Origin of the sequence: Halobacillus litoralis, assembly GCF_020524025.1 — a bacterium.
Classification (GTDB): domain Bacteria; phylum Bacillota; class Bacilli; order Bacillales; family Halobacillaceae; genus Halobacillus; species Halobacillus litoralis_D.
Map to the genome: position 1 here is coordinate 1031664 of NZ_JAIVKN010000002.1, position 20913 is coordinate 1052576.

The following is a 20913-nucleotide window of genomic DNA, read 5'->3' on the forward strand; positions in this document are numbered from 1 at the left end:
TATCTTATTTGACTCCCGAAAGTGAACTTTGTATAATGACAAAGTAGCTGGCATTCCCCAACAAAAAAACTTAAAAAAGTTTTTGTATTTTGTTGACGAATGAAGCCGACCATGATAATATATTATTTGTCGGTCACACGGAGGAGTACCCAAGTCCGGCTGAAGGGAGCGGTCTTGAAAACCGCCAGGGGGTTTACGCCCCGCGGGGGTTCGAATCCCTCCTCCTCCGCCATATTATTAATATCAACAATAGCGCATAAATATTGGAGATTTATAGAACAAAAATCGTTACAGCTTGTAACGGTTTTTTTATTGGATTCATTTTCGTGTCCCCTCATCCTACATAGATGAGAGGACTTTTTTGGCTGAATGTCCATCAGGGAGTCTTTATCCTATGCAATAGTTTGTACCGCATACATATCCCCTGGACCTTTTGTTAAGAGATCGTCTTTTTTCATTGTATAATAAAATAGAAGATCTTAAAGGAGAGGTGAGCGAATGAATATTGTCGTATTTGGTTCGACAGGGGGAACCGGAAAAGCATTTGTCGAACAGGCTTTACAAGCGGGACATCATGTGACAGCTTTTGCACGTACTCCTTCGAAGTGGACAGGAACGAATGAAAATCTTGAAATCCTTCAAGGGGATGCATTAAATGAAGCGGATGTGAAGCGGGCAGTCAAAGGGAAAGAGGCCGTAGTTTCCTGCCTGGGTTCGGAAGGCTTGAAATCTAAAGATACACTGACAAGGATGACGGGGAATATCGTGGATGCAATGAAAGAATATGATGTGAAGCGTTTCTTATATGTGGCTTCCGCCGGTATTTATAAGGAGATTCCAGGCTTTACGGGATGGATGTCCCAAATCATTCTAAAGAACGTTCTTGAGGATCATAGAAAAGCTGTGAATCTGATTATGGCCGCTGATCTGGATTATACAATCGCTCGTCCGATGCGGCTGGATCATGGGGATACAACAGGTACTTACCGTTTATCGGAGGCTGTACCTGAAGGAGGAAAGAGAATCAACAGAAGTGATGTTGCTCACTTTCTTTTACAGTCCTTAGAAAAAGATCAATATGTAAAACAAACGGCAGGAATGGCTTACTAGGTTAGATAGAGGAGTTTTTTATGGGATATGTTGAAGAATTAAGGGCCATTGTCGGCCATCGTCCCCTCCTTTTTGTCGGGGCTGTTGTCATAATCATAGACGAAAAGGAACGGATCCTACTGCAGCAGCGTACATCGCCACATGGGGTATGGGGTCTCCCTGGAGGCTTAATGGAACTGGGAGAAAGTACAGAACAGGTAGCGAAGAGGGAAGTACATGAGGAAACTGGTTTAATCGTGGATCATCTAAAACTTCTGAACATCTATTCGGGGGAAGATCAGTTTGTCCGAGCAGAGAATGGAGACGAATTTTATGTGGTCACCACTGCTTATTATACCAACGATTTCTACGGAGAATATCATATCGATGAGGAGGAGTCGATTCAGGTTGAGTTTATTCACCCTGGAGACCTTCCTGAACGTATGATCGGCAGCCACCGGAAAATCATTGAGGATTTCATGTCAGAGAAGGACAAATAAAAACCACCTGCAGCTCTTGCTGCAGGTGGTTTTTTAATTACGTCAATAAATGACTGGAGCGCCATTTGCGGGACTGCTGAATGAAATGTCCGATTTTTTCAAGCACAGGTTCAATGCTCGTTTTATCATTCAATACATCATAATCTGCAATGTTTAAGCGTAAAACAGGGCAGGAGTTGAAATTATCAATCCAATTGTCATAACGCTTGAACATTTCTTCCCAATATTCAACAGGTGTTTCCTGCTCCATTGGGCGTCCGCGTTCCTTAATCCGGGAAAGGACATCGTCAAAGGACCCTTCCAGATAAATGAGAAGATCAGGATGCGGGAAGTAAGGTGTCATGACCATGGCATCGAAAAGGTTACGGTACGTTTCGTAATCAATGCCGGACATGGTTCCTTTTTCATAATGCATACGGGCAAAGATGCCTGTATCTTCATAAATGGATCGGTCTTGGATAAAACCGCCGCCATACTCGAATATTTTTTTCTGTTCTTTAAACCGTTCTGCCAGGAAATAAATTTGCAAGTGGAAACTCCAGCGTTCGAAATCCTGATAAAATTTATCCAGATACGGATTCGTATCCACTTTTTCAAAGGATGTGCGGAAGTTAAGAGCGTCAGCAATAGCATTCGTCATTGTGGACTTTCCAACGCCGACTGTACCTGCAATCGTTATGACGCTGTCATGTGGTATACCATAGCGTTCACGTGCATTCATTTAATAACTTCTCCTTTATTTAAATGTTGCTCAATTTGATCAACAATATAGTTAAGATCGTCTTGATGTTTTACGAAGTCCAAGTTGTCTCCATTCAGGCGGATAACCGGAATGTCCGGATGCGTGGCTTCAAAGTGCTTCATAAAGTCATCATAGTCCTGAGAGAGTTGCTCAAGATAAGATGGTTGTATATTAGCCTCGACATCACGATTGCGCATGCGTATACGCTCAAGCAGCGTATCTAAACTCGCATGTAGATAAACAACCATGTTTGGTTTAGGCATATCGTTTGTTAATATATCAAAAATTTGCGCGTACTTGTCAAATTGGTCTTCCCTCAGTGTTCTACGGGCAAAGATCATATTCTTTGAAATGTGGTAATCCGCAACCACCGGCTTCCCTGACTGCAAATACTTGCGATCAATGTCTTCAAGCTGCTTAAAACGATTGCACAAAAAGAACATTTCCGTCTGGAAGCTCCATTCTTCAATATTATCGTAAAACTTGCCTAAAAATGGGTTCTCCTCGACGATTTCCTTCAGCAAATGAAAATCAAACTGGGAGGCGAGCTTTTTAGACAGAGACGTTTTCCCAACCCCAATGGGCCCTTCAACGGATATGAAAGGTAGATCTCCCATCTCTTTTCCTCCTTCAAACTCAATTCAAAAAATCCCGAACAATCATTAGAATCATTGTTTATATTACATAAAACGATACTTTTTGACAGACAAATACCATTTTATCATATACCTCCGCCGGAAGTAACATGCGAGACATATTTTTAAAACGGGAAAGCTTTTCATTCTTTGGATTCTTTTGTATAATAATATTCGTACGTTCATAAGCCCCCGTAGCTCAGGGGATAGAGCATCGGTTTCCTAAACCGTGTGCCGCAGGTTCGAATCCTGCCGGGGGCGCTGGCTGAAGCTTTTATAAGCTTCAGCTTTTTTTATGGGCTCATTCAGGACAGATTTTTAATCATATTGATCTTTCTTCTGCTCCATGTGTTCAGCCAGAGTACCGCACTAAAACCGAGGGATAAAATAATCATCACCCACATCAAAGCTTCCTCCATCCTGTTGGCTTCCACTGCGAAGTAAATGGCTAACGGAATGGTATCGGTTTTTCCTGGAATATAACCGGCGATCATTAATGTCGCCCCGAATTCACCCAGGGAGCGGGCAAAAGTCATTACCAAACCAGCCAAAAGACCGGGCCAGGCGAGTGGAAAAGAGATACTGAAGAATACTTTCCGTTTCGAGGCGCCCATCGTAAAGGCGGCATCCTCTAAATCTACGTTATAATTTTGGAAAGCAGCAGCAGCACTTTGATACATTAAGGGGAAGGAGACAACAGCTGAAGCGATGACAGCTCCTGTCCAGGAGAACACGATCTGGACTCCGAACCACTCCATCAGCAATTGTCCAATCCAGCCGTTTCTTCCAAACAAATAAAGAAGACCAAAGCCAATGACTGTAGGTGGAAGGACGAGTGGCAGCAGGAGCAGGGATTCCAGAATACTTTTCCCGGGAAATAATTTTCTTGTAATCCACCGTGCAGCAAGTGTTCCAGTAATAAATACAATGGTTGTAGCTATACATGCGACCTTTAATGAGAGGAATAATGGGCTCAAATCCATCGGACTACATTCCTCCCGCAGTATTGGTGAAACCGAAATCTTTAAGGGTTTCTCTTACTTTCGGTTCTTCTCTTAGAAACGAGAAAAACTGCCGGGCTTCATCCTCAGTCCGGCTCTCCGAAATAGTTACACCTGAATATAGAATCGGTTTATGTAGATTCGTGTCGAATTCAGCTTTAACTTCTGCCTTTTCTGATATGACAGCATCACTGTTATAAACCATTCCATAATCCACTTCACCTGTCTCGACATACGTAAGCACATGCCGGACATCACTCCCAAAAACCATGCTGCCTTTTAATTGTTCCCATATTTGAATCGTTTCCAGTGCTTCTTTCGTATAGGTACCTGCAGGAACACTTTCTGGATTTCCGACAGCAATCTCTATATCGGACGGTAATTGTTTCAGATCATCTATATGACTGATCGCTTTATGGTCAGGCCTGCCTACCACCACAATTTGATTGGAAGCAAACTCGTAATAGCTGCTGTCATTAATCAATCCGCGTTCTTTTAGGTAGGTCGTCCACTTCGTATCTGCAGATAGAAAGACATCAACCGGCGCACCCTGCTCAATTTGTCTTGCCAGTTTCCCCGAGCTTGCCAGAGTCAGGTCTACTTCTATATTGTATTCTTTTTCAAATAGGGGAATGATTTCATCCATGACGTCCGTAAGACTTGCCGCCGCAGCTATGGTGATATGCTTTTCATTGGCAGCTTGGGCGCAGCTGGTTAACAGAAATGTGGTCATTCCAATCACTATAATCGTCACCAGTCGTTTTTTCATATGTATCTTCCTTCCTCAATCGCCTATTGTTCTTTATGAAGGCAGATTGAAAATGATTTTAATATAAGAAAGGATTTTCTAATTCTTTCAGCCTCTCTAATTAAGAAAGAGAATGATATCTGCTTTCCTTAATACTAACAATATCGTGCAGGAGTGCCTACTTATAAGGAATAAATTATACACTCAGAAAGGACGTCATTTATGAAAATGCAGATCACAGTGGCCTTGATCCTGGCCCTTCTCCTTACTCAGATGCCGATCGTAGGTAAGTATTTTGCTATCTTAAATACAATGATCCATGAAACGGGTCATTCTTTAACAGCTTTACTAACTGGGGGTGAAGTCAGAAGGATTTCCTTATTCCCAAATACATCCGGGACCACTCTTACCGGCCACTCTTCCTGGATCAGCCACTTCTTTACAAGCATCGCCGGCTATGTGTTTGCCTCGTTTTTTGCCTTTTTGTTCTTTGTACTTATAAGTCAGGGCCGGAGCAGGTGGATTATCTATATTCTATTAGGTTTCTTGGCCGTCCATTTATTATTCTGGGTGCGCAACGTCTATGGCGTTTTCTGGATTATCACCTTTGGGGCAGGATTTTTATGGATGCTTCGGAGCGGTCCTGAGTCCTTCATTCAGTTTGTTCTCCTCTTTTTGGCTTCTATTGTTCTTGTTGAATCTGTAACCAGCGCTTTTGAAATTATGTGGATTAGTTTTGTATCTCCAGGAGAGGCAGGAGACGCGGCGAATTTGGTGCGAGCGGTAAAAATTGTCCCTGCACCTGTTTGGGGAGTTCTCTTTTTTGTACAGTCGATCTATTTTACCCTTCTGGCTCTCAAGCGTGTCTATTCCTTTTGAGTAGGTGCAGAAGAGAACAAAAAAAGATAAAAATCCGCACTTGCCCTTCCTTACATACCTGATCTGAATATGGTAGTAAAGTAAGGAAGAGAGGAGGGAATTAAATGAGCGGAGGATATGGTGGCGGATTTGCGCTATTGGTTGTTTTGTTCATCCTTTTGATTATCATTGGTGCATCTTTTGTAGGTGGCCGTGGATATGGATACGGATACTAATAAATAACAGCGGGGAAATCCCCGCTTCTACATAATAAGAAACGTTTTTCATGAATCATTTCAGGGTATAAGGAAGTAGAAAAAAGCGGACGGAGGAATATCTTATGGACTTAACAGAAAATCTAATCGCCCAGGGCTATGATCACATCGACATTCTTTTGGTGGATGAAAATAGAGAGCAGACAACAGTGGCTGATATCAGCTTAAACAAAGTAACGGACTTGGAGTACAAGCTTTACTTAGACCCGGAAACCATTACTTATCATTTTGATGAGGAGAACCCTTATTTTCAGGCGACTCAAAAGGATGAATCAGGCCAGGATAAAATGGTCAAAGGCTTTATATTGGAATGGTAAAAAAAGTCCTCTCTGCAGGACTTTTTTTAATTTCACAAGATAAAAACGATAGAATATGCGTTTTTACTGATAGGTCATTCTTTTAACCAGCATATTGTTTTGTTTAAAGAAAGAAAGATGATGGGAATTGAAGTGTAAACAAGCTTAGGAGGTAATGAGTTTTGCAAAAACACCAATTATATATCAATGGAGAGTATACAAATTCAGACGGATCTGAATGGATTGATGTCTTAAATCCAGCTACAGAAGAAGTAATTTCTCAAATACCTAAAGGAACGAAAAATGATGTCGAAAGAGCTGTGCAAGCAGCATCTGAAGCCCAGAAAGAGTGGGAATTAACTCCAAACATAGAGCGTGGTAAACTGGTTCGAAAGCTTGGGGACAAAATTGAAGAAAACCGTGCAACCTTTATTGAGCTCCTTCAGGAAGAACAGGGGAAAGATTACGAGTTAGCAAGTGGTGAAATTGACCTGGCTATTGATTATTTCCGTTATATGTCTGAATGGGCACGCAGAATAGAAGGAGAAATTGTTCCGAGTGATCGTAAAAATGAAAACATTTTTGTATATAAAAAGCCAATCGGGGTAGTGGCAGGAATTGTTCCATGGAACTTCCCGATGTTTATTCTGGCTAGAAAAGTAGCGACATCGCTTGTTACCGGCTGTACAATAGTCTTAAAACCGAGTCAGCAGACACCGAATACGGCTATGGAATTCACGAAAATCGTTGATTCTATGACAGATATTCCAAAAGGTGTCTACAACGTGGTCACAGGTACAGGTTCTGAAATCGGAAATACACTGGCCACACACCCGAACGTTCATATGATTACGATGACAGGCAGTGTTCAGGCAGGTACAAAGGTTATGGAAGCAGCGGCTCAAAATATAACAAAAGTAAACCTTGAGTTGGGCGGGAAAGCTCCAGCTATTGTAACAGCAAATGCTGACTTGGATATTGCAGCAGATAGTATTACCACTTCCCGTTTAGCTAATAATGGTCAGGCCTGTACCAATGCTGAGCGCGTATATGTTCATGAAAGCGTAGCGGAGGAACTCATTTCTAAATTACGACATCGATTTGAGTCGAAGGTCCTTGGAGACCCACGTGAAAATAAAGAGGCAGATGTCGGTCCGCTTGTAAGTAAAGATCGACTGGAAGAGGTCGAATCGATGGTGAAAGAAGCGGTTAATGCAGGTGCGAAGGTTGAAATAGGCGGGGAAAGAGGAGATCAGGAACATGGATTTTTCTTTAAACCGACGATCCTCACGAATGTTGAGCATGATATGAAGGTTGTGCAGGAAGAAATCTTCGGACCGGTCATTCCGATCGCAACATTTAAGACACTCGATGAAGCTATTGAAAAAGGGAATGATACTGAATATGGATTGTCTTCATCCGTCTATACGGATGATATGAATGAAGCTATGCGAGTAGTGAATGAGCTTAAATTTGGTGAAACCTTTGTGAACCGTGAAAACTTCGAAGCTGTACAAGGGTACCATGCCGGTATGCGCAAGTCCGGTTTAGGCGGAGCAGATGGCAAACATGGAATGGAAGATTTCCTTGTTACTCAAGTGGTGTACATGCAGTATAAAGACGATAAACAATAAGACAAAAAAGGAGCCGCATAGAAGCGGCTCCTTTTTCTATTACCGGTTATCGATTTTCTCAGGGTAAAGATCGTGATTCATCAGGCGGTGATCAGCCATTTGTTCGTATTTCGTTCCCGGCTTTCCATAGTTACAATAAGGATCGATTGAAATTCCGCCACGAGGTGTGAATTTCCCCCACACTTCGATGTAACGAGGATCCATAAGGTTAATAAGATCGTTCATGATGGTATTCATGCTGTCTTCGTGAAAATCCCCATGGTTCCTGAAGCTGAATAAGTAAAGCTTCAATGATTTACTTTCTACCATCTTCACATCTGGAATATAGCTGATGTAAATCGTAGCAAAGTCCGGTTGTCTCGTTTTTGGACAAAGGGTTGTAAATTCAGGACAGTTGAATTTAACAAAATAGTCCCGGTTTGGGTGTTGGTTATCGAAGGTTTCCAGCACCTCAGGATCATATTCAAAAGAATAGGAAGTCCCCTGATTGCCGAGTAGAGATAAATCGAGTTCTTGATCGTTTCGTCCTGGCATAATAGCAGCTCCTTTATATTATAATAACCGAAAAAAAGCCCCAGCTGCTAAAGGCTGAGGCTTTTAATAAGACATCATCCTTAGTTTTTTATAGAGGGGTGAGCTAAGAAACCTCTGTATATGCTAGGTTCATTATATTAATGGGGGATAAGACTGTCAATTTTCGTCATACGCTTGTCCTAATTCTGTAAATCTTTGGAGAAATCACTTTAAATCTAATGAAGAATCACCTACAATAGAAGTAATTCATGAAATTTTCAGAAAAAACAAGGCGCAGCTCTGAAAAAATCAGAGCTTTCTTTAGCCACAAGCAGAAAACGTTTACAAAACATTCTTTTATGAGGTGATTTAATGGACATGCAACCAATTCCAGCTCGATCAGGCAATCACAACATGGAAAACTACAAAGAAACCTATGAAAATTTTCAATGGGAAGATGTGAAAGAACAGTTTACATGGAATCAAACCGGGAAAGTGAATATTGCTTATGAAGCCATTGATCGTCATGCAGATAACCCTGATAAAAAAGACCAGGCCGCTCTGATCTACTCCGCGCCTGACAGGGAAGAAACGTTGACTTTTGAAGACTTGAAACTAAAGAGTAACCAATTTGCGAATGTGTTGAAAAAACACCATATAGAAAAAGAGGACCGCGTCTTTCTTTTTATGCCTAGAAGTCCGGAGTTTTATGCTGCGTTTTTAGGGATTTTAAAAGTAGGGGCGATTGCAGGTCCTTTATTTGAAGCCTTTATGGAGCAGGCGGTAAGAGATCGTCTGGAAGACAGTGAAGCTACTATGCTGATCACAACTCCAGAATTACTGGAACGCGTTCCAGCAGATGATCTTCCTCATTTGAAGCAGATCGTTCTTGTCGGCGGAGATGCTCCAGGAAACTATATTTCTTATGATGAAGAAATGAAGCAGGCCTCTGAGGATTTCGATATCGAATGGGTCGATTTAGAAGACGGGATGCTTCTTCATTATACGTCTGGTTCAACTGGAAAACCTAAAGGTGTGTATCACGTTCATAACGCGATGCTTCAACACTATCAAACAGGTAAATGGGTGCTGGATCTTAAAGAAGACGACGTATACTGGTGTACCGCAGATCCAGGCTGGGTAACAGGAACGAGTTACGGAATCTTTGCTCCATGGTTAAACGGTGTAACAAACGTGATCAGAGGCGGGCGCTTCAGTCCGGATGACTGGTACGGAACCATTGCTGATAAAGAGGTGTCCGTCTGGTACTCTGCTCCAACAGCTTTCCGTAAGCTTTTGAGTGCAGGAAAAGAAGCGGTCAAAAAACATGACCTCTCCTCTTTGCGCCACGTCCTTAGTGTCGGCGAACCGTTGAACCCTGAAGTGGTGACATGGGGACTATCGGCATTTGATTTACGTATCCATGATACGTGGTGGATGACAGAAACAGGCGGTATGCTGATCTGTAATTATCCTGCTATGGATATGCGCCCGGGATCCATGGGTAAACCTTTCCCTGGCATTGAAGCAGCCATTGTTGATAATGAAGGAAACAAACTTCCTCCAAACCAGATGGGGAATCTTGCTATTAAGCAGGGATGGCCTTCCATGATGCGTGCAATCTGGAACAACCCAGGGAAATATGAAAGTTATTTCCTCAATGGCTGGTATGTATCAGGAGACAGCGCTTACCAAGATGAGGACGGATACTTCTGGTTCCAGGGACGACTGGATGATGTCATTAACACATCCGGAGAACGTGTCGGTCCATTTGAAGTAGAGAGTAAATTAATTGAACACGAAGCAGTTGCAGAGGCTGGAGTAATCGGGAAGCCTGATCCTGAACGTGGAGAGATTATCAAAGCATTCATCACCTTAAGAGACGGTTATCAGCAATCGGATGAATTGTTAGAAGAAATTCGTCTCTTTGTGAAAAAAGGATTAAGTGCTCATGCGGCCCCGCGTGAAATTGAAATTAAAGATACCATTCCTAAAACGCGTAGTGGTAAGATCATGCGCCGTCTATTAAAATCATGGGAATTGGGACTGCCAACCGGCGATACATCCACACTAGAAGAATAGAAACGATAGAGCACAGCCGCAGCGGTTGTGCTCTTTCTTTCTCTGTTTCACGTGAAACCTGCCAGAAGCATATGGAAGGCCCGGTGAAAGATGATTGTGGTAGGATATGGATAGAAAAGTCTTTAAAGAATGCAGGTGGAACAACAATGAGGGATAAATCTGCTCCATTATTTTCTGAATCATTGGAAACCATCCAATGGTTTGTTTTTTTATTAGCCAGTGCGGTTGCCTTACCGATTGTTATAGGTTCTATTTTTGCACTGGACTTTAGGGAAGTCGCTGGTCTCATGCAGCGGACTTTTTTTGTAGTGGGTGCTGCCTCCTTCCTACAGGGGATGTTTGGTCATCGTCTGCCTATTATGGAAGGACCCGCGGGCTTGTGGATTAGTATATTTGCTGTAATGGCATACAGCGGGGTTCAATCAGGGGATAATTACATAGAAACTCTTCAAGTTTTAGAAGGAACGATGATTTGGACGGGGATGTTCCTCCTGCTGTTCGGGGTTCTGCGTTTTTCCCATCGCGTCCTTTACGTATTTACGCCCCTTGTGACTGGTGCATTTTTATTTTTGCTTACCGTTCAGTTGAGCGGCACTTTTTTACAAGGAATGCTTGGTGTCGGCCAGAGTGAAACGACGATTAACTGGATAGATGCCTCCATTGCTTTCCTGACGCTTATTCTGGTCATTGGACTTTCAATGATGGGCAGGGGATGGATGAAAAGTTTTGCTGTACTGATTGGAATTGTAGCCGGATGGGTAATGTATGAATTAGTTGGACATCGAGACAAAGCTCCTTCTCCGGAGTTAAATATGGTAGCTCTGCCTGATCTTTTAGCCTGGGGACCTCCTCATATGACATGGGGAACGTTACCATTAGGCTTAATTACAGCTGTTATCTTATTGTCGAATCTTGTAGCTTCGGTGATAGCAGTGACCCATACCATCTATGGAAAGACAAATTATACATATGAGCAAATTAATCGCGGGAGTACTTTCCTTGGAATCAACCATGGGATAACTTCTCTGTTTTCTGCTGTCGCGAATGTTTCATTAGCTTCCTCATCAGGCTTTATGCAGTTAACCGGTCAGAAAAAGAAACGTCCATTTTTATATGCTTCGTTTCTGTTAATGCTGCTCTCTTTCTTCCCTCCTTTAGTAGGGTGGATCTCCGGCATTCCTGCACCTGTAGCGAATGCTGCTTTACTGGCAACGTTTGTCCAGCTGATGGGGCTTGGTATTTCGAATATGACACATGAGCCTCTGGATGAAAGGCGTTTGACTATTCTTGGGTTATCCTTCTTGTTAGGAATCGGTTTAATGTTCTTACCACCTGAAGTTTTTAAGGGTGTCCCCGGGGTGCTGCAAAATTTGCTCAGTAATGGACTTTTAGTAGGTACAGTATTGGTGATTGTTCTCGATCAGCTTTGGAAGGAATCAAATGAAACATCATAGGGTAAAGTGAAGTTGTAGAGGATGTGATCGAATGGAAAGACAGATAAAAGATGTGATAGGAATTGGGATTGGCCCATTCAATTTAGGGTTGGCTTCGCTTATGGACCAAACCGATGAAGTGGATGGTTTGTTTTTTGAAAAAACACCGGAATATGTATGGCATCCAGGGATGCTTATTGAAACAATGGACTTACAGGTTCCTTTTTTAGCAGATCTCGTAACATTTGCAGACCCAAAGAGTCCTTATACTTTTATGAATTATTTATACGAGCACGACCGGATGTTTCCTTTTTTCTTTCACCGTCATTTTGAAGTTCCAAGACAGGAATACAACCATTACATGCAGTGGGTAGCCAGCCAGTTAAAGGGACTGTACTTTGGTCATACGGTTGTTGATGTGGTGGATAAAAAAGATGCCGAAGTTCCACATTATGAAGTCATTGTCGAGGAAACAGCGACCGGCGAGCAGAAGTATTTTCAAGCGAGACATGTGGTGCTTGGTACAGGGAATGAACCTTTAATTTTGGATGGCATGGACCGTCTCCCAAATGAAGATGTGATGCATACGAGTCGTTATCTTTTTGAAAAAGACCATCTCCTGAAATCAAAGCACGTAACCATTGTAGGATCCGGTCAAAGTGCGCTGGAAGTCTTTTTGGACTTGTTAGAAGAACAGGATCGTCAAGGAGATATGAAATTGAGCCTGTTCACACGTTCAGGAGGTCTTTTTCAGTTGGATACGGCAAAATTTGCACAGGAAATGTTCACACCGGAATTTGTCGATTACTTCCACACCTTAAGTCTCTCGCAGCGCAAAGAAGCCCTGAATACTCTGGGGCCGCTTCGAAAGGGAATTGATCCGGAAACGTTAACACGTCTTTATACAAAACTCTACCACCGGACGACGGCTGATCAGGACAGCCGGGTTCTCATACAGCCAATGACAGAGATTACAGGCATTGAAGCAGAAAATGAAGGGTACAAGCTTCACTGCAGACAATGGCAGGAAGAACATGAATATACGTACCAAACGGACAAGGTCGTTTTAGCCACGGGATATAAACCTCATTTTCCGGACTGGTTTATGGAGCGGTTTAAGGATGAAATCGAATGGGAAGAAGAAGGGATGTATAAAGTATCCCGTGACTATCAGCTTCTTTTTCATGATCAGCGGGATCATCACTTTTTCACGTTAACCGACCTTGTTCATTCCCACGGAGCGGGGGCTACAAACTTAGGCTTATCCGTGCACCGCAATGTTCACATTATCAATACAATAGCTGGTAAAGAAGTCTATCGAAATCAAAAGGATACGACTTTTCAGCAGTTTTCGATGAAAAACTTTCAATAGGCTGTAAAGAAAATCGACAGGTTTAAAATCATACGATGCGGGAAAATATTCCATGTGATTCGATAAAAACAAACATTTCAAGGAGTTGGTAAGATATGAGTAAGATTGCTTGTGTCATGACGTCCATGTTTGAAGATGTTGAATATACCCAGCCGGCAGAGGCTTTTTCTAAGGAAGGGCACGAAGTAACAACCATTGAATGGGAAGCCGGCAAAGAGGTAGAAGGAAAACAGGGAGAGGCAAAGGTTCAAATTGATACATCCATAAACGATGTAAAACCCGAAGACTTTGATGCGCTGTTCATTCCAGGTGGTTTCTCCCCAGATATTTTACGAGGCGATGAAAAATTCGTATCTTTCGTAAAGCATTTCATGGATGAGAAAAAACCGGTCTTTGCTATTTGTCACGGTCCCCAGCTTCTCATTACAGCTAAAACACTGGAAGGTCGGAAAGCTACAGGATTCAAGTCCATTTCCGTTGATATGGAATACGCAGGTGTCGATTATAAAGACCAGGAAGTCGTCGTATGTCAGAATCAGCTGGTTACAAGCCGCCAGCCGGATGACATTCCAGCTTTTAATCGCGAAGCATTAAAATTATTGAAATAAGGTATAATCATGGCGGAGTCATGAGGGAATCCTCCTCGTGACTCTTTTTGTATCTTTCTATACTTATAATGTAGAGACGATGGCTTCCTTCCTATATAATATAAGGAGAATGAGTACCCATCCGCTCTTGTACATAAATACCGTAGAAAAGGAGGATAATCTATGATTGTCATTGAAAAGGAACACCACTTCACCATGATTCCTCAACATGACCATGCAGATATATCCGCACAAATCGTCGCTCATTGGAAGAACAACTTCCTGCTGCGGTCCAAATTAAGAGAAGAAGCAGATTGGGCGATCCGACAGCATGACCGGGCATGGATTCCATTGGATCAATCTCCGAAGTGGAACGAAGATAAAAACAGACCTTATTCGTTTATCGATTATCCACTAAAAGAAAAGCTGGCTGCTTATCAACGAGGGATTGAAGAAGTGGCTGGTCAATCTTTGTACGCAGGCATGCTGTGCAGTATGCATTATGCCTCTTTTTTTCCTAAAGACAGCAAAGATCCATTCATTCTCTCCTTTTTAGACAAAGAAAAAGAGCGGCAGAGAGAACTATACGGGTGGATGGAAATGGACATCCCTTATGATATCTATGATCTCCATTTCCGGCGCCTGCAGTTTTGTGATGATTTATCTCTTTATGTTTGTATGCAAGAGCCGGGCACACCGAAAGAGCGTGAAATTTCCTGGTTTAAAAATGGGTTTAGACAGTCCTTTGATTTTGCTCCTGAAGGTATGATTGCCCACTGGGTCGATGATTCCCGCGTTTCTGTTCAGCCATTTCCTTTTGAACGGTCATTTGAGATTGACATTCCCTTCCGAAACGTGTCGAAGGATTTTATCAATCAGGCAGGCTTGGAAGAAGCATTTCAGAAAACAGAAATCAATACTAAAACCATTGCGTTTGTGAAGGCAGAATAGACCGCTCTCAGGATACTCCTGAAAGCGGCCTTTTTTTTTAACCGAACTGGGAAATATAGCGAAATTATGTCTTTATGAAAAGTTTAGCTGAGAAGAACTATAGATACAGACGAGGTTAACTTTTGGTAATGCTGAATTGATTTTCAAGCAGCACCCAGTTTTGGGGGAAGGCTAAGCCCAGCTTCCAGTAGCTGATTCCTAAGAGCCCGCGGTCTTTTATAAGATCGAACTTCTTTTGTATAGAACGAGCATCTTCAAACCACACTTCATGTTTCTCACCTGAACTTGATGTATAGGTGAAATAAGGAGCCTGTTCTTTCTCGTCATAGGAGATTTCAACATTGTTTTCCCTGGCAATTTGAATAGCCCGTTGAGGACTAACAGCTTTAGCGAACTCTCCTCCCGGCTCATAAGGTAAGGTCCAGTCATACCCATACAAGTTCTGGCCTAAGAGGATTTTGTCTGCCGGCATAACGGACAAGGCAAAGTCGACCACTTCTGTCACAGGCCCGATAGGTGCAACCGCACGCGGTGGCCCGCCGCTGTACCCCCATTCATAGGTCATTAAAACGACAAAATCAACAATTTCCCCATGCGCTTTATAATCATGGGCTTCGTACCATGCCCCTTTCTGATCAGCACTGCTTTTCGGGGCCAGTGCTGTCGACATTAGTAATCCTTCGTTAGATAAACGTTTTTTTGCTTTTCTTAGAAATTGATTATAGGATTCTTTCATGTCAGGAGGTAAAAACTCCATGTCAAAGTGGACGTCTTTAAATCCAAGTTCCTTTGTGGTCTGTATAATGTTATCAAGCAGGGTGTTCTGCAGAGAATCACTTTCGAGAATTTTCCTGCTTAACTCGTCACTGAACCCTTCTTCCGCTAAGTTGGTCACGACCATCATGAGAGTAGCATCATTTTTCTCAGCAATCTCTTTGAAATTATCCAGCGGTGGTGGTTTTAATGAACCATCTTCCTGAATTTCATAGCTGAAAGGAGCCAGGTAAGTAAGTTTAGCTGCCCGGTTCTCAGCAGATGATTGTAACGTATCGGAAACCTCACCTCCATACGGTTCAATATAGGCATTAGCTGTAATAGGGGACGGGGGCTGCTCCGGGATATACAGGCGCAGTCCTACAGGAAGTGAACTGTCTTTTGATATCCCATTCACCTGCGCGAGTTTTTCAGCAGTCGTATTAAACTGTTGAGCAATGGTACTTAAAGAATCTCCCTCTTGAACATAATAAAACTGCCCTACAATTGGAATGACAAGGGCCTGACCAATGACAAGGTCACCGGGAGTCTCTAATTCATTTGCTTCAATGATATCTGTTGGCGTACTATCATATAGATCGGCAATGGAATAGACGGAGTCCCCTTGTTGGACAACATGAATTTGCATATGATTCACTCCTTTCTTACCTTTATCAATGTATGAAAAGTAAAAACGATATTATTCTTAAAATAATTGCTGTTGTCCGGAATACTTCTTTAGCTGCTACGAAGATGTGCAGCCAATCTATAATGAAAGGGGGAGGAATTATGAAAGAAGATCAATGGTTCATGCAATTAGCTATAGAGGAGGCTAAAAAAGCAGAAGCTGCTGGTGAGGTTCCCATCGGTGCTGTGATTGTAAAAGATAATGAAGTCATAGCATCGGGTTTTAACCTTAGAGAAACCTCTCAACTGGCTTCCTCTCATGCGGAGTTTATAGCTATCGAACGAGCCAATGAACATGTAGGGAGCTGGCGCCTGGAAGATTGCTCTCTTTATGTAACGCTGGAACCGTGTCCCATGTGCGCCGGAGCTATACTGCAGTCAAGAATTCCAAGAGTGGTATACGGAGCGAAAGACCCAAAGGCAGGATGTGCGGGCAGTCTCTATCAATTACTTAACGATGACCGCTTCAATCATAAAGCGGAAGTTGTGCCAGGGTTAATGGAAGAAACATGCGGGGAGATGCTATCTCAATTCTTCCGGAAACTTCGCGCAAAGAAAAAAAAGAACCCATCCACTAATAATTAACAGCTCAAAACCATTGCATTTTTCCCGGAAAGTAGCTATACTAGGATATGCCGTGCTAAGCGGGGAGGTAGCGGTGCCCTGTACTCGCAATCCGCTATAGCGAGGCCGAATTCCCACCCAAGGTGGTGCGACCTTAAGGTCTGCCTTATGTGAGTGGTGTTGACACCCAGGTCCTGCGCAACGGGAACCAGTGAATCCTGTCAGGTCCGGAAGGAAGCAGCAGTAAGCTGACCATCCCGTGTGCCGCGGGAGTGCCTGGGTCGAGCCATAACCATAAGTAACGCTTAGGGTCACACCATCGACGGTGGGTGCACGGCATTACATAATAAGTAATGAATCGTATAGATACATGGGGAGTCGTTATGAGACAATCATAACGACTCCTTTTCTATAAGCAGAGAAGGTTCACATCCCTGCTGTCTATCAGGTATAATAGGGATGAAACTATAAAGGGAGAACGGTCTTATGAGCTATCAGGCTTTATATCGTGTGTGGCGGCCACGTAATTTTGAAGGAGTCGTCGGACAAACGCATATTACTCGTACGTTGCAGAATGCGATCGTGCAAGATAAATTTTCCCATGCGTACTTATTCTCCGGGCCCAGGGGGACGGGGAAGACAAGTGCGGCGAAGATTTTTGCGAAAGCCGTTAACTGCGAACGTTCCCCTGTGAAAGAACCGTGCAATGAGTGTGACGCTTGTCTGGGAATTCAGGACGGGTCCATCTCAGATGTGATAGAAATTGATGCGGCTTCTAACAATGGTGTGGAACAGATTCGTGAAATTAGAGATAAAGTGAAATATGCTCCCAGCGCAGTTCCGTATAAGGTTTACATTATTGATGAGGTACACATGCTTTCAATGGGAGCTTTTAATGCTCTTTTGAAAACTTTAGAGGAACCACCGAAACATGTCATTTTTATATTGGCAACGACAGAACCTCATAAAATTCCATTAACCATTATCTCAAGGTGTCAGCGGTTCGATTTTAAACGCATTTCCCAAAAGGCTATGGTTGATCGAATGGTGAAAATTACAGACGTTGAAGGCATTTCCGTTGCGAAAGAAGCCCTCGAGATTGTGGCTTTAACGGCAGAAGGCGGGATGCGTGATGCTCTTAGTCTTCTGGACCAGGCGATTTCCTATAGTGAAGATCAAGTGACAATGGAGGATGTTCTGGCTGTTACCGGTTCTGTTTCTCAAACAAAGTTAACGGCCGTTCTTCAGGCGCTTTACCAGCAGAACGCTAAGGTGGCGCTGGAATCTGTTGATGATTTGATCCAGCAGGGTAAAGATCCAGGGCGTTTTGTTTTTGACCTCATCTATTACTTAAGAGATTTATTATTATTTCAAAGTGCACCGGATTTGGAGCATAATTTAGAAAGAGCTATCCCCGATGATGCTTTTCGGGTTCTCAGCAGTGAATTGTCACCAGGTTGGATTCAACAGGCGATCCGTGAGTTGAATCGTTGTCAGCAGGAGATGAAATGGACGACAAGTCCTAAGGTATTTATAGAGATCGCTATGCTGAATATGGTGGAAGTTCAAACTGGTCCTTCCCAAGCTCAGCCTGTTCAATCAGAAGCTTTCGATAAATTGTCTATGAAAATAACGGAACTAGAAAAAGAACTGGCAGACTTGAAGCAGAAAGGACCCGAAGCTCAGACGACTGCTCAACCAGCTAAAAAACGGGCACCTGCAAAATCCGGGAGAAAAGGGTATAATGTTCCTTATGAGCGTATAAGGCAGGTACTTAATGAAGCGTCTAAAGAAGACATTCAGAATGTCCAGAGCCGTTGGGCGGATTTCATGGAAGCATTAAAGCGAAGCAACGCTCCTGCGCATGCTACTTTATTGAACAGTAAACCAAGAGCAGCTTCGTCCAAATCACTGGTTCTTGCTTTCCGATACGACATCCACTGCTCATTGGCTTTAGAGCACCAGCAGACGATTGAGCCTTTACTGACTGAATTTGTGGGCAGGCCATTGACGATTATTCCTATACCGGAACAAAACTGGCAGGAAATAAGGGAAGAATTTGTACGTAAGCAGAAACAATCACCAGAGTCCAGTGTGCAGACAGATGAAGAAGAAGATTCTCCAAAGCAGACTTCAGAGGAAGACGATTTAATAACTGAAGCACGGAAGCTGGTAGGAGATGACTTCATAGAAGTGCACGATTAATAGATATTAAAGGAGGAATGCTCCATGAAAGGTGGAGGAAACATGAACAATATGATGAAACAGATGCAGAAAATGCAGAAGAAAATGATGAAGGCTCAGGAAGAGCTTTATGAAATGACGTTTGAATCTTCAGCAGGTGGCGGAATGGTAAAAGTCACAGCTAATGGTAAAAAAGAAATTACAGACATCTCTATCGATGAAGAAGTTGTAGATCCAGATGACGTGGAAATGCTGCAGGACTTAATTATCACAGCTACCAACGATGTGATTAAGCAAGTGGATGATAAAACGAATGATACGATGGGACAATTCACCAAAGGTATGCCTGGAGGAATGTTCTAGGAGGTATTCTCATGTATTACCCGGAACCAATATCAAAGTTAATCGACAGTTTTACGAAGCTGCCAGGGATCGGTCCTAAGACGGCTGTGCGCCTGGCATTTTTCGTTTTAGAAATGGAAGAGGACGATGTTCTTGATTTTGCTAAGTCTCTTGTAAGTGCAAAGAGGGAATTAACGCATTGCTCCATCTGCGGTCACATTACAGATCAGGACCCCTGCTCGATTTGTCAGGACGACTCTAGAGATCAAACGCTCATTTGTGTTGTTCAGGATCCGAAAGATGTTATTGCAATGGAAAAAATGAAAGAGTTTAGTGGTAAGTATCATGTCCTGCACGGGGCAATTTCGCCAATGGATGGTATCGGCCCTGAAGATATTAATGTCGCAGGTCTGATAGATCGCTTGAAGGATGAAGGCATTGAAGAATTGATTCTTGCTACAAATCCAAACATTGAAGGAGAAGCTACAGCCATGTATATTTCTCGTCTCGTCAAGCCTTCGGGAATACGTATGACGAGAATAGCGCACGGGCTTCCGGTAGGTGGAGATTTAGAATACGCGGATGAAGTGACTCTTTCTAAAGCACTGGAAGGACGAAGAGAACTCTAAAAAGGGTGATTGAATGTTCGGTAGAAAACAGAGAATCAAGAGAGAAATGGACCAGGAACTTCTTATGAATTTGAAAAAAATGAAGTACGAATGGGAGTCCTTAAACACCATTATCGAACAAAGCATTGAACCTAGCGAAGAAGGTTTACAAGATCTTGCCCTCATTAAGGCGAAGTATTTTTACTTATTAAGAGAAGCTAGATATAGAAGAATCAACGCCCTCTCTTAAAAATGTACTACCCCTCCGTCTATAAGCATAGACTGTTTTAGGAACAGTTTATAGACAGGGGGGATTTTTTGGATCCAGTACTTGTAATTTTATTATTGGCGATGGCCATTCCGTTTTTATTAGTCATAGGATTGCCGGCTAAACCTTTAAAGTGGTTTGGACAAGTGTTGACTCGTCTTATTGTGGCCGTTATTCTTTTGTTCTTTGTTAATCTGTTTGGTGCACAGTTCGGGCTGCACATCCCTATTAATGGGTTTACAGCTGTTGTATCGACTGTACTCGGAATCCCGGGGGTTTTATCCCTGACAGCTATTCATATATGGATACTTTAGAAGACGGAGGAATTTCCTTCGTCTTTCATTTATTTTAGTGGCTGAAAGTCAGGAAAAGTTGTCATTCTTCTATATAAAAGAAAGATGAGAGTATATTGGGATTTTAATAGAAAAAAGTATTGCACAGATATATAAAACCATGGTATATTATTATTTGTCGCATTAAGAAAGCGCGACAGAGCGAACAAACTGCTCATTTATTTATTAAAAAGAGTTGTTGACAAGAACAGCTCAAAATGATAAATTAGTAGATGTCGCAAAAAACGACACAAAAACAAATCATAAAAAAGTTGTTGACACAAAACGCTTTGAAATGATATGATAGTTGAGTCGCTGTTTTGAAGCGGCAAACAACATTTTGATCTTTGAAAACTGAACGAACCAACCAGTACGTCAAAACATTTCTTCTTTATGAAGAGATTTGAAACAAGCACATTCGGTGTGCAAATGAGCAAGTCAAACTTAACTTTTATGGAG

Annotated in this window: 23 protein-coding genes, 2 tRNA genes and 1 other RNA gene; 20 read left to right on the forward strand and 6 right to left on the reverse strand. The window is 42.5% G+C overall.

Annotation, left to right across the window (positions count from 1 at the left end):
- The first annotated feature begins 139 nt into the window (after positions 1–139).
- The 3 genes from LC036_RS11490 (at position 140) to LC036_RS11500 (ending at position 1589) form a co-directional block, all read left to right on the forward strand.
- Positions 140–232: transfer RNA gene (locus LC036_RS11490), tRNA-Ser, on the forward strand.
- Between the two features lie 266 nt (positions 233–498).
- Positions 499–1110: an NAD(P)-dependent oxidoreductase gene (locus LC036_RS11495; RefSeq protein WP_226582378.1), complete on the forward strand. Its 612-nt coding sequence runs from the start codon at positions 499–501 to the stop codon at positions 1108–1110.
- A gap of 20 nt (positions 1111–1130) precedes the next feature.
- Complete coding sequence (locus LC036_RS11500) at positions 1131–1589, forward strand: NUDIX hydrolase (RefSeq protein ID WP_226582379.1); 459 nt, start codon at positions 1131–1133, stop codon at positions 1587–1589.
- Between the two features lie 37 nt (positions 1590–1626).
- Here the strand turns inward: LC036_RS11500 and LC036_RS11505 are convergent, their stop codons facing one another.
- Together LC036_RS11505 and LC036_RS11510 are read right to left on the reverse strand one after the other, a co-directional pair.
- Entirely contained in the window at positions 1627–2310 is a 684-nt protein-coding gene (locus tag LC036_RS11505; protein WP_226582381.1) for a deoxynucleoside kinase, read from the reverse strand.
- Positions 2307–2948 carry a deoxynucleoside kinase gene (locus LC036_RS11510; RefSeq protein WP_226582383.1) on the reverse strand — a complete coding sequence of 214 codons (642 nt, stop codon included), beginning with the start codon at positions 2946–2948 and terminating at the stop codon, positions 2307–2309. Before LC036_RS11510 ends, LC036_RS11505 begins: the two co-directional genes overlap by 4 nt.
- A 206-nt stretch (positions 2949–3154) precedes the next feature.
- Here LC036_RS11510 and LC036_RS11515 point away from each other — a divergent pair.
- A tRNA-Arg gene (locus LC036_RS11515) sits at positions 3155–3227 on the forward strand.
- 44 nt (positions 3228–3271) lie between these two features.
- On the opposite strand, the gene modB is transcribed toward LC036_RS11515, so the two are convergent.
- Together modB and modA are read right to left on the reverse strand one after the other, a co-directional pair.
- Entirely contained in the window at positions 3272–3949 is a 678-nt protein-coding gene (modB, locus tag LC036_RS11520) for a molybdate ABC transporter permease subunit (protein ID WP_226582385.1), read from the reverse strand.
- 4 nt (positions 3950–3953) lie between these two features.
- Complete coding sequence (modA, locus tag LC036_RS11525) at positions 3954–4736, reverse strand: molybdate ABC transporter substrate-binding protein (protein ID WP_226582386.1); 783 nt, start codon at positions 4734–4736, stop codon at positions 3954–3956.
- Positions 4737–4937: 201 nt separating this feature from the next.
- Between modA and LC036_RS11530 the strand changes: the two genes are divergently transcribed.
- The 4 genes from LC036_RS11530 to aldA all read left to right on the forward strand — a co-directional run bounded on the left by LC036_RS11530 (position 4938) and on the right by aldA (position 7778).
- The gene (locus LC036_RS11530; RefSeq protein ID WP_226582388.1) at positions 4938–5594 is read left to right on the forward strand and encodes a M50 family metallopeptidase; all 657 of its coding nucleotides are present in this window, start codon (positions 4938–4940) and stop codon (positions 5592–5594) included.
- 104 nt (positions 5595–5698) lie between these two features.
- Positions 5699–5809, forward strand: coding sequence for a YjcZ family sporulation protein (locus LC036_RS11535; protein ID WP_226582390.1), 111 nt, complete (start codon positions 5699–5701; stop codon positions 5807–5809).
- A gap of 104 nt (positions 5810–5913) precedes the next feature.
- Positions 5914–6165 (forward strand): hypothetical protein, encoded by a 252-nt coding sequence (locus LC036_RS11540; RefSeq protein ID WP_226582392.1) that lies wholly within the window; start codon positions 5914–5916, stop codon positions 6163–6165.
- A gap of 161 nt (positions 6166–6326) precedes the next feature.
- On the forward strand, positions 6327–7778 hold the full coding sequence (aldA, locus tag LC036_RS11545) for an aldehyde dehydrogenase (RefSeq protein WP_226582394.1): 1452 nt from the start codon (positions 6327–6329) through the stop codon (positions 7776–7778).
- A 39-nt stretch (positions 7779–7817) separates the two neighbouring features.
- Here the strand turns inward: aldA and queF are convergent, their stop codons facing one another.
- Positions 7818–8312: a preQ(1) synthase gene (queF, locus tag LC036_RS11550; RefSeq protein ID WP_226582396.1), complete on the reverse strand. Its 495-nt coding sequence runs from the start codon at positions 8310–8312 to the stop codon at positions 7818–7820.
- 351 nt (positions 8313–8663) lie between these two features.
- On the opposite strand from queF, the gene acsA reads away from it, so the two are divergent.
- From acsA to LC036_RS11575, 5 genes are all read left to right on the forward strand, one after another.
- Positions 8664–10373 carry an acetate--CoA ligase gene (gene acsA, locus LC036_RS11555; protein WP_226582399.1) on the forward strand — a complete coding sequence of 570 codons (1710 nt, stop codon included), beginning with the start codon at positions 8664–8666 and terminating at the stop codon, positions 10371–10373.
- A 146-nt stretch (positions 10374–10519) separates the two neighbouring features.
- The gene (locus tag LC036_RS11560; protein WP_226582401.1) at positions 10520–11827 is read left to right on the forward strand and encodes a purine/pyrimidine permease; all 1308 of its coding nucleotides are present in this window, start codon (positions 10520–10522) and stop codon (positions 11825–11827) included.
- 31 nt (positions 11828–11858) lie between these two features.
- A complete protein-coding gene (locus LC036_RS11565) occupies positions 11859–13178 on the forward strand; it encodes a lysine N(6)-hydroxylase/L-ornithine N(5)-oxygenase family protein (RefSeq protein ID WP_226582404.1) in 1320 nt (439 codons plus the stop codon).
- A gap of 95 nt (positions 13179–13273) precedes the next feature.
- The gene (locus LC036_RS11570; protein ID WP_226582407.1) at positions 13274–13786 is read left to right on the forward strand and encodes a type 1 glutamine amidotransferase domain-containing protein; all 513 of its coding nucleotides are present in this window, start codon (positions 13274–13276) and stop codon (positions 13784–13786) included.
- 162 nt (positions 13787–13948) lie between these two features.
- On the forward strand, positions 13949–14716 hold the full coding sequence (locus LC036_RS11575; RefSeq protein ID WP_226582409.1) for a DUF3891 family protein: 768 nt from the start codon (positions 13949–13951) through the stop codon (positions 14714–14716).
- Positions 14717–14831: 115 nt separating this feature from the next.
- Here LC036_RS11575 and LC036_RS11580 read toward each other — a convergent pair whose 3' ends face one another.
- Positions 14832–16118 carry a glycoside hydrolase family 18 protein gene (locus LC036_RS11580; protein WP_226582412.1) on the reverse strand — a complete coding sequence of 429 codons (1287 nt, stop codon included), beginning with the start codon at positions 16116–16118 and terminating at the stop codon, positions 14832–14834.
- A gap of 140 nt (positions 16119–16258) precedes the next feature.
- On the opposite strand from LC036_RS11580, the gene tadA reads away from it, so the two are divergent.
- The 7 genes from tadA (at position 16259) to LC036_RS11615 (ending at position 20436) form a co-directional block, all read left to right on the forward strand.
- Complete coding sequence (gene tadA / locus LC036_RS11585; protein ID WP_226582415.1) at positions 16259–16741, forward strand: tRNA adenosine(34) deaminase TadA; 483 nt, start codon at positions 16259–16261, stop codon at positions 16739–16741.
- Between the two features lie 50 nt (positions 16742–16791).
- Positions 16792–17057, forward strand: an RNA gene (gene ffs / locus LC036_RS11590) — signal recognition particle sRNA large type.
- Between the two features lie 149 nt (positions 17058–17206).
- On the forward strand, positions 17207–18925 hold the full coding sequence (dnaX, locus tag LC036_RS11595) for a DNA polymerase III subunit gamma/tau (RefSeq protein WP_226582418.1): 1719 nt from the start codon (positions 17207–17209) through the stop codon (positions 18923–18925).
- A 24-nt stretch (positions 18926–18949) separates the two neighbouring features.
- On the forward strand, positions 18950–19267 hold the full coding sequence (locus LC036_RS11600; protein WP_226582421.1) for a YbaB/EbfC family nucleoid-associated protein: 318 nt from the start codon (positions 18950–18952) through the stop codon (positions 19265–19267).
- A gap of 11 nt (positions 19268–19278) precedes the next feature.
- Positions 19279–19875, forward strand: coding sequence for a recombination mediator RecR (gene recR, locus LC036_RS11605; RefSeq protein WP_226582424.1), 597 nt, complete (start codon positions 19279–19281; stop codon positions 19873–19875).
- Between the two features lie 13 nt (positions 19876–19888).
- Positions 19889–20104 (forward strand): YaaL family protein, encoded by a 216-nt coding sequence (locus LC036_RS11610; RefSeq protein WP_226582427.1) that lies wholly within the window; start codon positions 19889–19891, stop codon positions 20102–20104.
- 68 nt (positions 20105–20172) lie between these two features.
- On the forward strand, positions 20173–20436 hold the full coding sequence (locus LC036_RS11615; RefSeq protein WP_226582429.1) for a pro-sigmaK processing inhibitor BofA family protein: 264 nt from the start codon (positions 20173–20175) through the stop codon (positions 20434–20436).
- The last annotated feature ends 477 nt before the right edge of the window (positions 20437–20913 follow it).

Excerpts from the sequence above, each read along its gene's own strand:
- acsA (WP_226582399.1), top strand. The coding sequence starts at position 8,664 with ATGGACATGCAACCAATTCCAGCTCGATCAGGCAATCACAACATGGAA.
- LC036_RS11580 (WP_226582412.1), bottom strand. The coding sequence starts at position 16,118 with ATGCAAATTCATGTTGTCCAACAAGGGGACTCCGTCTATTCCATTGCC.
- LC036_RS11600 (WP_226582421.1), top strand. The coding sequence starts at position 18,950 with ATGAAAGGTGGAGGAAACATGAACAATATGATGAAACAGATGCAGAAA.
- LC036_RS11505 (WP_226582381.1), bottom strand. The coding sequence starts at position 2,310 with ATGAATGCACGTGAACGCTATGGTATACCACATGACAGCGTCATAACG.
- LC036_RS11535 (WP_226582390.1), top strand. The coding sequence starts at position 5,699 with ATGAGCGGAGGATATGGTGGCGGATTTGCGCTATTGGTTGTTTTGTTC.
- tadA (WP_226582415.1), top strand. The coding sequence starts at position 16,259 with ATGAAAGAAGATCAATGGTTCATGCAATTAGCTATAGAGGAGGCTAAA.
- modB (WP_226582385.1), bottom strand. The coding sequence starts at position 3,949 with ATGGATTTGAGCCCATTATTCCTCTCATTAAAGGTCGCATGTATAGCT.
- modA (WP_226582386.1), bottom strand. The coding sequence starts at position 4,736 with ATGAAAAAACGACTGGTGACGATTATAGTGATTGGAATGACCACATTT.
- recR (WP_226582424.1), top strand. The coding sequence starts at position 19,279 with ATGTATTACCCGGAACCAATATCAAAGTTAATCGACAGTTTTACGAAG.
- LC036_RS11495 (WP_226582378.1), top strand. The coding sequence starts at position 499 with ATGAATATTGTCGTATTTGGTTCGACAGGGGGAACCGGAAAAGCATTT.
- LC036_RS11575 (WP_226582409.1), top strand. The coding sequence starts at position 13,949 with ATGATTGTCATTGAAAAGGAACACCACTTCACCATGATTCCTCAACAT.
- LC036_RS11510 (WP_226582383.1), bottom strand. The coding sequence starts at position 2,948 with ATGGGAGATCTACCTTTCATATCCGTTGAAGGGCCCATTGGGGTTGGG.
- LC036_RS11565 (WP_226582404.1), top strand. The coding sequence starts at position 11,859 with ATGGAAAGACAGATAAAAGATGTGATAGGAATTGGGATTGGCCCATTC.
- LC036_RS11540 (WP_226582392.1), top strand. The coding sequence starts at position 5,914 with ATGGACTTAACAGAAAATCTAATCGCCCAGGGCTATGATCACATCGAC.
- LC036_RS11560 (WP_226582401.1), top strand. The coding sequence starts at position 10,520 with ATGAGGGATAAATCTGCTCCATTATTTTCTGAATCATTGGAAACCATC.
- queF (WP_226582396.1), bottom strand. The coding sequence starts at position 8,312 with ATGCCAGGACGAAACGATCAAGAACTCGATTTATCTCTACTCGGCAAT.
- LC036_RS11570 (WP_226582407.1), top strand. The coding sequence starts at position 13,274 with ATGAGTAAGATTGCTTGTGTCATGACGTCCATGTTTGAAGATGTTGAA.
- LC036_RS11500 (WP_226582379.1), top strand. The coding sequence starts at position 1,131 with ATGGGATATGTTGAAGAATTAAGGGCCATTGTCGGCCATCGTCCCCTC.
- LC036_RS11610 (WP_226582427.1), top strand. The coding sequence starts at position 19,889 with ATGTTCGGTAGAAAACAGAGAATCAAGAGAGAAATGGACCAGGAACTT.
- LC036_RS11530 (WP_226582388.1), top strand. The coding sequence starts at position 4,938 with ATGAAAATGCAGATCACAGTGGCCTTGATCCTGGCCCTTCTCCTTACT.
- dnaX (WP_226582418.1), top strand. The coding sequence starts at position 17,207 with ATGAGCTATCAGGCTTTATATCGTGTGTGGCGGCCACGTAATTTTGAA.